The following is a 9,203-nucleotide window of genomic DNA, read 5'->3' as shown; positions in this document are numbered from 1 at the left end:
AAGTTCAGCAAAAGACTCCCCCCTAAAACCTGTCTGTCCTGTAAGGGTGCGGTAGGTGCCGGCCGTCCGGTCAATCCGATACATGGTTTGAAGTTTTTGACAAATGAGACCGACTTTGCCTTTGAAGGCATCCTGCCGCTGGTTTGGAGCCGCAGTTATTATTCCGACCAGGACGGTACCGGCTGGCTCGGCGAGGGCTGGAGCGTACCGGGCTGCCAACGCATCATCCGCGATGCGGCCGGATTGGCCTATATCGACGATCAGGGCCGTCTGTTCCCTTTGCCGGAAGTGGATGAAGATGACGAAGAGCCGGTATTGTTCGAGAGCGAACAGATTTGGTTCAGCAAAAATCCGGACGGCCATTACGTCATTGCTTCGCTGGACGGTTCGATAGCGCTGCGTTTTGCACCTTTGGTGGTAGCGGAGGACGGTTCGGACGAAGATGCCACCCTCTTCCCTTTGGTGGCGGTAGAAGACACCAACGGCAACCATCAGCGTTTCGTCTATCATCCGCTGACCGGTCTGCCGCAATACATTATTGACGGCAACGGCCGGGTATTCTCGCTGAACTTCGGCAATGTGGCCGATGAGCAGTCACCCAAAATGCGGCTGCTGTCGGTGTCGCTGCTGGAGGGTTTGCCCGCCTTCGGTGAAACGGCCCGGATCGGCAATCCGCTGGTCCGCTATGAATATAACGGCAGTGGTGACTTAATCCACGTCATCGGTCGCGACGGCAACGTCAAACGTAGCTTCGGCTATAAAAACAATCTGATGGTGTCGCATACGGATGCGGCCGGATTGGTATCGGAATACGAATACGACCATTACACCCCGACCGGCAAAGTCATCCGTAACCGGACTTCTTTGGGCGAGGAATGGCGCTTTACCTATCACGAAGGTTACACCGAGGTAACAGACATACTGGGCCGTACCGAGCAATATCATTACGATTACAACAACGAGTTGACCAAACGGGTGTTTGCCGACGGCAGCACCAACCTGATGGAACGCGACGACTTGGGCCGTCTGCTCAGCCACACCGATGCAATGGGACGCGTTACCCGTTATCAGTACAGCAACGAAGGCCAGGTAGAAAGCATTACCCGTCCGGACGGCGTCATCCTGCATTTCGACTATGACGACAACTACCGACTGATCCGTAAAAGTGATGCCGAAAGCCGTTACCACGGCTATACCTATGACGAAGCGGGCAACCTGCTGACCCATACCGACCCGCTGAAACACATCACCCGTTTCGAATATGCCGGCAACGGTCTGTTGCTGTCGGTAACCGATCCGAACGGCAGCAGTACCGCCTACCACTATAACGAAAACCATCAGCCCGACCGGATTACCGACTGCTCGGGTTACGAAACCAAACTCTCTTATACCCCCGAAGGACAGCTGGCGCGTATTACCGATGCGCTGGGACAGCACACCGAATACCACTACGATGCCGATCAAAACCTTACCCTCGCCCTCTATCCCGACGGTAGCAAAGAGACCTTCGGCTACGATGGTGCAGGTCGTCTGACCACCCATACCGATGCCGAAGGCCACACCACTTCCTACGAATACGGCCAAGACGGTCTGCCGACCCGTCGCACCAATGCGCTGGGCCATACCTTCGGCTACCATTACGACCAAGCCCGCCGCTTAGTCGGTCTCACCAATGAAAACGGTGCGCACTACCGTTTTGCCTACGACGTCCTCGACCGATTGATTGCCGAAAGCGGTTTCGACCATAAACTGACCGGCTACCGCTACAATACCGGCAACGAGCTGATTGAACAGCGCGAATATGGCGACGACACCTCCCTCGCCGCCAAACTGATGGCGCAGTTGGGCGGACAACCCATCGCCAAAAAAGACGCCGCCCCGCTTTCAGACGGCCTCGACAGCCAAACCCCGCTGCGGATTACCGAGTTCAAACGCGATGTATTGGGCCGCTTAATCCATACCCTTGCCCGCAAGAACGACAAGGTTCAGGAAACCGTTTACCAATACGACTTGGACGGCAACCTCGTCCGTGCCGCCAACCGCCACAGCATCACCTGCTTCGACTACAACGGCAACGGCCAAATCATCGGCCAGCACCAATGGAAAGTACCGACTAAGGAAGAGAACACCCGAAACGGATTGCCCGAAACCGACTGGCGCGATGCGCAGTACGATATGCTGTACCTGCCCGTTACCGAAACCGTCCGCTACCACTACGACTTCAACGGCAACCGTACCGCCACCGTCCTGCCCGACGGCAGACAGATCAATTACCTGTATTACGGCAGCGGCCACCTGCACCAAATCAGCCTCGACGACGAAGTCATCTCCGACATCGAACGCGATCGGCTGCACCGTGAAATCTACCGCACTCAGGGTAAACTCGCCAGCCGTTACGAACTCGATCCCTTAGGCCGTCTGAAAAGGCAAATTGCCGCACTCAACGAGCTGACGCAGACCGAGACAGCTAAAAATGCAGTAACATCGGCTTATGCCGTCAAACGCAGCTACGGCTACGACCGTACCGGCAACCTGACCCACAGTACCGACCAACGGACGGGAACGACCCGGTTCGAATACGACAAACTGGGCCGGATTACCAAAGCCGGAAACGAACTGTTCGCCTTCGACCCCGCGCACAATATCCTGTCCAATCACAACAGCCCTACCGTCCCCGACAACCGCCTGAAAACCTACAACGGCAGCAGCTATTACTACGACCACTTCGGCAACCTGATCCACCGAGAACTGGCCAACGGCGAAGTACAGAACTACTTTTACGACCTGCATGACCAACTGGTTAAGGCGGAAATCTTCAAAAAAGACGGCAGCAAAGAAACTTGGGCCTACACCTACGACGCCTTGGGCAGAAGGATAGGCAAAGGCCGTCTGAAAAACGAAGAAGTTTCAGACGGCCTCGAAGAGGAAACCCGCTTCGTTTGGGACGGCAGCCACCTCTTGCAGGAAGTCCAACCGGACGGCAGATATACCTATCTCTACACCGATCCCGACAGCTATGAACCCTTGGCGCAAGTACATAACTGGACCAACGAAGACGGCGAAAGCCGCCAACAAACCCACTATTTCCACTGCGACCAAATCGGCATCCCGAGAGAGATGACCGATAAAGACGGCAATTTACTGTGGTTCGGCAACTATACCGGCTGGGGCAAACTGAAGAGTGAAACCGACATATCCGGAACTGCTCACCAACCCTTCCGATTGCAAAACCAGTATTGCGACCGTGAGACGGGGCTGCATTACAACTTCTTCAGGTATTACGAGCCTGATGCGGGTCGGTTTGTGAATCAGGATCCGATTGGAGTAATCGCCTCCGAAAATCTTTATGCATTCGCACCAAATATTCAAAGATGGATGGATATTTCGGGTGCAATGGCACAAGTTGCGGCAGGTTGTGCTATAGGAGCCCCTTTTGGTGGACCAGTCGGATGTGCTGCGGGAGGCACAATTGCTCTAGCCGCAACCGCCGTATTAGCAGTAGGAGCAGCTATCGCAACAGCAGTAGCTACATCAAGCTCAACATCAACCAACGCATGTAGTACCTGTAACTCTCCTAAACCTAATTGCCCCCCAGATGTTTTCAAAAGGCTTTCTGAAAATGTCAATAAAGCCAAAGATGTTGTTCAAAAGCTGGGAGGATGTAAACCAGGAATGGATCCTAAAAATTTATCTATACGATCAAAGGCATGGTTGAATTTAGCACTCGCTCGTTCTATACGAGAGCAAACATGCTGGGGAGGAGGAGATGCCGGCCATCAAGAAGCAATGGCCGCCGCATGGAAAAATCACTATAAATGTAAAAGTTACTTATTAACATAATGGAGATAAATATGTCATTTCTGAAAATTCCATATAGAAATTATCCAAAAGAAGGGTTGTTCAAAAAATTTTATCGAGAAAATATATATAAAATAGAGGAATTTAAAGATGAATTTAAGTATTATGAATATACTCCAATAGAAAAAATCATTATTGATGAGCATAATTTAATTCCATTCATTTTTTTTTCACCAGAAGGTATAAATTATTTAATGCCTAAAATTATTGAGAGTATAAGTAATGGTATTAAAACTGATGATATTCCAGTAAATATAGAAGAATTTATTATAAATCTACCTATAGAAGAAAACATTACTCATGCTTTAAATTTCTTAAAAAAAGATGAACTTATAATTCTAAAAAACTATTTAGAAAAGATATTATTTGGGGATTCATCAAAGTTGATACAGCAAATAGGTGAATACTATTTATTCAGGAGTGTTGAATATATTGAAAAATTAATAAATAATTCATAGGATTACTAATTATTTCATTAATCCAACATACAGGTGTAGGTTTCTAGAAAAGTAGCCGCAGATTGATTTTAGACCCAAAAATCTTATAAGGTTGTCTTTACCGTTCACTTTTCTGTTAACCTCCCCATTCTGTTTCTTCTATACGCACAGCACCGACCAACGGACGGGCACGACCCATTTCGAATACGACAAACTGGGCCGGATTACCAAAGCCGGAAACGAACTGTTCGCCTTCGACCCCGCGCACAATATCCTGTCCGATCACAATAGCCCTACCGTCCCCGACAACCGCCTGAAAACTACAACGGCAGCAGCTATTACTACGACCACTTCGGCAACCTCATCCACCGCGAACTGGCCGACGGCGAAGTGCAGAACTACTTCTACGATCGGCATGACCAACTGGTTAAGGCGGAAATCTTCAAAAAAGACGGCAGCAAAGAGACTTGGGCCTACACCTACGACGCCTTGGGCAGAAGGATAGGCAAAGGCCGTCTGAAAAACGAAGAAGCTTCAGACGGCCTCGAAGAGGAAACCGGATTCGTTTGGGACGGCAGCCACCTCTTACAGGAAATCCAACCGGACGGCAGATATACCTATATCTACACCGATCCGGATTCCTACGAATCGCTGGCACAAGTACGCAACTGGACCAACGAAGACGGCGAGAGCCGCCAACAAACCCACTACTTCCACTGCGACCAAATCGGCATCCCGAGAGAGATGACCGATAAAGACGGCAACCTGGTTTGGTTCGGCGATTATTACGGCTGGGGCAAACTGAAGAGTGAAACCAATACATCCGGAACTGCTCACCAACCCTTCCGCTTGCAAAACCAATATGCCGACCGAGAGACGGGACTGCATTACAACTTCTTCAGGTATTACGAGCCTGATGCAGGTAGGTTTGTGAATCAGGATCCGATTGGGTTGTTGGGTGGGGAGAATCTGTATGCGTTTGCGCCTAATACAAGTAAGTGGCTTGATGTCCTAGGTTTAAATAAAAATCTGCCCACACCATATTGGCCTCCTAATAGAGGCGCTTTAGGAGAAGTAAGGAGTATTACACTTCCGGTTGGCACTCTTGTTGATAGGTATGGTTATCCAGGAGGAACATTTGTGTCACCAATAGGAACACCATACCCTATGAGAGCCTTACCTCCTGGTTCTAATCAAAAGCCTTATACCATATATAGGGTACTGAAACCAATTGATAATGTAGCTGCAAGTAAAATTATGCCGTGGTTTGGCGAGATTGGATTAGGGACACAGTATGAATTACCAAAATCTGTTAAATCATATATAGAATCTGGGCATCTAGAAGAGGTGAAAATAGGAAAATGTTAAAAATTAATGAATTGAATTCATATCTTAAAAGTAAAGGAGTACCAGAAGATAGTTACTCAATCAATGAAGTAAATGATGAATCATTATGTATTGTTGAAGAAAATAAAAAATGGCATATATTCTATTCTGAAAGAGGATTGAGAACCGAAGAATATTGTTACCAAGATGAACATTTGGCAATTCTATATTTTATAAATCGGTTATCAAAAATGTTAAAATTTTCTTTTGAATGAAAAAAAGCAAACCGTAGCCTGTATGAAACTTTTAATTATGGTATGGGGTATGTGCGTAACATACACGCGGCTTCTACTTTTTAGGCGACTTCTAAATCTTCTTTGAAGGCATCTGAGCTATCGATTCTTTAACAATTTCATTACTGATTACAGTAGCATCAGCTTATGCCGTCAAACGCAACTACGGCCACACCAGCAACCTGCCCCACAGTACCGACCAACGGACGGGTACGGTCCAGTTCAAGTACGACAAACTGGGCAGGATTACCCGAGCGGGCAACGAAGTGTTCGCCTTCGATCCCGCGCACAATATCCTCGACATGCCGATATGACGGTTGAGATCTTATCCTGTAATACAGGAAAAGGAGCAAACCCTCTTGAACAACAACTTGCTAATGAATTAAATACTACAGTTAAAGCACCAAATGAATATCTTTGGTTTTCAAGTAACAGGAAATTAACACCGATGGGAATGAAGGCTGATCGCTCGCAAGATACAAGCAAACCAGACACCATGAGGATCTTTACTCATCAAAGTAAAAAATAAGTAAGGAACGTGATAACTATGGAAATACTGAAAAATTTCTTAATTTTATTTTTGTTATCAACCCCTTTAATATCATGTAAACAACATCCAGAAAGAAATGAGAAAATGACTAACTTCATATCAACAGGTAGTACTTTTTGGATTTCAGATGAAGAAATTCATATTCTCGAAGAGAACGCCACTAATGGAGATAAAAATTCAGCATTTAAATTATATCAATATCATATGTTTGTATCTTTAGATCAAGATTTGGAATTTAAATGGCTAGAGATAGCTGCAAAAAATGGACATCCAATTGCCCAATCCAATTTAGCTGATTTATTTTTCACACAAGGCAATAAAGAAAAAGCCATATTTTGGGCTAAAAAGGCACATAGAAATGGTGCCAAACTACCAGAAGAATTAAAAATACTAATAAACATCAATTAATTAATAAGTTTGAGCAGATTATCGTTACAAACCTATAACTTTTGGAGGAGCAAGCCGTAGCCCGCATGAAACCTTCAGTCCCGACGTAGGGTGTGTGCGGTACGCACGCACGCGGTTTCGCCTATCGAAACCCCATCAACGAAGACGGAGAAATCGGCCAACAAGCCCCTACTTCCACTGCGACCAAGTCGGTATACCGCGCGAGAAGACCGACCATCCACGGCAATCTGTTGTGGTACTGCGAATACGCCGCTTAGGGGCGTCTGAAAAAGGACGAGAGGGTCTATCAACACGCACCAACCCTTCCGATTGCAAAACCAGTACTTCGATGAAGAGACCGGACTGCATTACAACCTGATGAGGTATTACGAGCCTGAGGTCGGACGGTTTGTGAATCAGGACCCGATTGGATTGGAAGGCGGCTTGAACGTTTATCAGTTTGCGCCGAATGCTCAAGACTGGGTTGATCCCCTTGGTTTAAGCAAATGCTCATCAAGATCGAAAACACCAAATCCATATCAAGGTGTAAAAAAAGCATCTAAATATTTAAAATCACAAGGAGTTCCAAGAAAATATAGGAAACAAATTTTAGAATCTTTTGATAGAGAAACGATTAAAGTACGTTCGGCAGGAACTAGTGAATATGGATTAAGGTACTTTGACGGAATAAATGCTCAAGCTAAAGGTCGTTATTTATTTGAAACATTCCCTGCTACCAGAAGTAGCCTCGCAGTCAAACCAAAATGGAACCACATGACTAATATTGCTCAATTTAAAGTGAAACCAGGAACAACTATTATTGAAGGTAAAGCTGCACCTCAAGGTTTGGGGTTGCCTGGTGGACAAACACAAAAATATATTAATGACTTAGAAAGGTTAATAAGACAATGAATCAGGAGCAATTTGTAAAAAAGATTAATATAGTTTTAGTCGAAATTGATAAAATGATTAATAATTGTGATGAATATAGTTATACAAATAAACAGCAGTTGATTTCTATAAAAAATGAACTATATGACATGATTAATTATCTAAATTCAGAAAGTATTTTTCAACAAAAAAAAGGAAAAGAATTTTTATTGTCTCGGATAGTAATTGATTCTTGGCCATTTAATAATGAGGTTGGTAAACTCCTTGTAGAATTAGAAGAAGATTTCAATTCTTTGACAAGAAAAATATAAAAATGTCTAAGTTAAAAATTTTGAATGAAACTCCTTTGGACTTTCAAGAAAAATTTTTGTTTGACGAATGGGAAGTCAGTTACCTTGGTTTGACGGAAGTAAATCAAGGTTCCCCCTTAGTTGGAAGTCTATCCATTAACGGTCAAGTTATTATTAAAGAACAGGGGTTTGGAGGGCCTTTGTTGTATTGCAATAGAAAAATATATATTCCAGTTTTCATTAGACGATTTTGCGTTGTTGGATTTAGGCTTGCAACATTAAATTTAGATGATTTATCAATTGAGTATATTGGGGGTATCGAAGACTTGGTTTATCTGAAAGAGATAAAAGGTAATAGAATTTATTTCTATACAGATATATATAAAAGCACAGAAAAGAATTTAACTTTATATTAACAAATATATCTCAAGAATATGCTGTAAACAGCATAGCCAAAGGACTTCCATGTTAATTAAATTTAAAGAATTTATTCAAAAGTATTGGATAAGTATTCTAATTTCTTGGTTTTTCATTTGGTTATGGATGGCTTATTATGGGGATAATGTAACAGTTAAATTGGTTATACTTCCAATAATCTCTTTTTTCTTAGTGATATTGTTCCATTTAGAATTAGAAAGAAAAAATATTAAATACCTATCTATTATTCAGATGATAATTGGGATGTTGCTGGGATTAGCTATACAAATCAAAAGAGAGAATTTTATGCTCTTTGAAGGATTGATATTCGGAGGAATTTGGGGATTAACAACACCCTTTTGGGTAAAAATATTTTTATTTTTAAGAAAAAAGATAGGAAATTATGTATAACAAAGCATAAGTTAGGGTAGTTACCGACAAACAACCTAAAGGCCGTCTGAAACCCCTTTCAGACGGCCTCGACAGCCAAACCCCGCTGCGGATTACCGAGTTCAAACGTGATATATTGGGACGCTTAATCCATACCCTCGCCCGCGACGGCGGCGACCAAGTTCAGGAAACCGTTTACCAATACGACCTAGACGGCAACCTCGTCCGCGCCGCCAACAGCCACGGTATTACCTGCTTCGACTACAACGGCAACGGCCAAATCATCTGCCAGCACCAATGGAAAGTACCGACTAAGGAAGAGAACGCCCGAAACGGTTTGCCCGAAACCGACTGGCGCGATGCG

10 protein-coding genes and 2 pseudogenes are annotated in these 9,203 nt (G+C 44.7%); 10 read left to right on the top strand and 2 right to left on the bottom strand.

Features of this window, described 5'->3' with window-relative positions:
• A partial coding sequence (locus ACTHSX_RS10335; protein WP_440377586.1) for a DUF6531 domain-containing protein occupies positions 1-3,840 on the top strand: 3,840 nt, incomplete at its 5' end.
• A gap of 11 nt (positions 3,841-3,851) precedes the next feature.
• Positions 3,852-4,316 carry a hypothetical protein gene (locus ACTHSX_RS10330; protein ID WP_440377587.1) on the top strand — a complete coding sequence of 155 codons (465 nt, stop codon included), beginning with the start codon at positions 3,852-3,854 and terminating at the stop codon, positions 4,314-4,316.
• 115 nt (positions 4,317-4,431) lie between these two features.
• On the opposite strand, the gene ACTHSX_RS10325 is transcribed toward ACTHSX_RS10330, so the two are convergent.
• Positions 4,432-4,581, bottom strand: coding sequence for a hypothetical protein (locus tag ACTHSX_RS10325; RefSeq protein ID WP_440379664.1), 150 nt, complete (start codon positions 4,579-4,581; stop codon positions 4,432-4,434).
• A gap of 104 nt (positions 4,582-4,685) precedes the next feature.
• Here ACTHSX_RS10325 and ACTHSX_RS10320 point away from each other — a divergent pair, with 104 nt between their 5' ends.
• A complete protein-coding gene (locus ACTHSX_RS10320) occupies positions 4,686-5,663 on the top strand; it encodes a glycohydrolase toxin TNT-related protein (RefSeq protein WP_440377589.1) in 978 nt (325 codons plus the stop codon).
• A gap of 391 nt (positions 5,664-6,054) precedes the next feature.
• On the opposite strand, the gene ACTHSX_RS10315 is transcribed toward ACTHSX_RS10320, so the two are convergent.
• Positions 6,055-6,204: a hypothetical protein gene (locus tag ACTHSX_RS10315; RefSeq protein ID WP_440377590.1), complete on the bottom strand. Its 150-nt coding sequence runs from the start codon at positions 6,202-6,204 to the stop codon at positions 6,055-6,057.
• A gap of 20 nt (positions 6,205-6,224) precedes the next feature.
• Here ACTHSX_RS10315 and ACTHSX_RS10310 point away from each other — a divergent pair, with 20 nt between their 5' ends.
• From ACTHSX_RS10310 to ACTHSX_RS10280, 7 genes and pseudogenes are all read left to right on the top strand, one after another.
• A complete protein-coding gene (locus ACTHSX_RS10310; protein WP_440377591.1) occupies positions 6,225-6,443 on the top strand; it encodes a hypothetical protein in 219 nt (72 codons plus the stop codon).
• A gap of 18 nt (positions 6,444-6,461) precedes the next feature.
• Positions 6,462-6,872 (top strand): tetratricopeptide repeat protein, encoded by a 411-nt coding sequence (locus tag ACTHSX_RS10305; protein ID WP_440377592.1) that lies wholly within the window; start codon positions 6,462-6,464, stop codon positions 6,870-6,872.
• 169 nt (positions 6,873-7,041) lie between these two features.
• Positions 7,042-7,355 (top strand): annotated as a pseudogene (locus tag ACTHSX_RS10300) (RHS repeat-associated core domain-containing protein); the annotation flags it as partial.
• A gap of 404 nt (positions 7,356-7,759) precedes the next feature.
• Positions 7,760-8,053: a hypothetical protein gene (locus tag ACTHSX_RS10295; RefSeq protein ID WP_440377593.1), complete on the top strand. Its 294-nt coding sequence runs from the start codon at positions 7,760-7,762 to the stop codon at positions 8,051-8,053.
• 2 nt (positions 8,054-8,055) lie between these two features.
• On the top strand, positions 8,056-8,448 hold the full coding sequence (locus ACTHSX_RS10290) for a hypothetical protein (RefSeq protein ID WP_440377594.1): 393 nt from the start codon (positions 8,056-8,058) through the stop codon (positions 8,446-8,448).
• Positions 8,449-8,497: 49 nt separating this feature from the next.
• On the top strand, positions 8,498-8,860 hold the full coding sequence (locus ACTHSX_RS10285) for a cytochrome C biogenesis protein (protein ID WP_440377595.1): 363 nt from the start codon (positions 8,498-8,500) through the stop codon (positions 8,858-8,860).
• Between the two features lie 34 nt (positions 8,861-8,894).
• Positions 8,895-9,203 (top strand): annotated as a pseudogene (locus ACTHSX_RS10280) (RHS repeat protein); the annotation flags it as partial.

It is taken from the genome of Neisseria sp. P0014.S002 (assembly GCF_051958295.1).
GTDB lineage: Bacteria > Pseudomonadota > Gammaproteobacteria > Burkholderiales > Neisseriaceae > Neisseria > Neisseria flavescens_B.
This window is presented reverse-complemented; position numbering and strand designations above follow the sequence as displayed.

What these genes read in the sequence shown, in the direction of transcription:
- ACTHSX_RS10330 (WP_440377587.1), top strand. Translation starts at nt 3,852, where the DNA reads ATGTCATTTCTGAAAATTCCATATAGAAATTATCCAAAAGAAGGGTTG.
- ACTHSX_RS10310 (WP_440377591.1), top strand. Translation starts at nt 6,225, where the DNA reads ATGACGGTTGAGATCTTATCCTGTAATACAGGAAAAGGAGCAAACCCT.
- ACTHSX_RS10305 (WP_440377592.1), top strand. Translation starts at nt 6,462, where the DNA reads ATGGAAATACTGAAAAATTTCTTAATTTTATTTTTGTTATCAACCCCT.
- ACTHSX_RS10295 (WP_440377593.1), top strand. Translation starts at nt 7,760, where the DNA reads ATGAATCAGGAGCAATTTGTAAAAAAGATTAATATAGTTTTAGTCGAA.
- ACTHSX_RS10290 (WP_440377594.1), top strand. Translation starts at nt 8,056, where the DNA reads ATGTCTAAGTTAAAAATTTTGAATGAAACTCCTTTGGACTTTCAAGAA.
- ACTHSX_RS10285 (WP_440377595.1), top strand. Translation starts at nt 8,498, where the DNA reads ATGTTAATTAAATTTAAAGAATTTATTCAAAAGTATTGGATAAGTATT.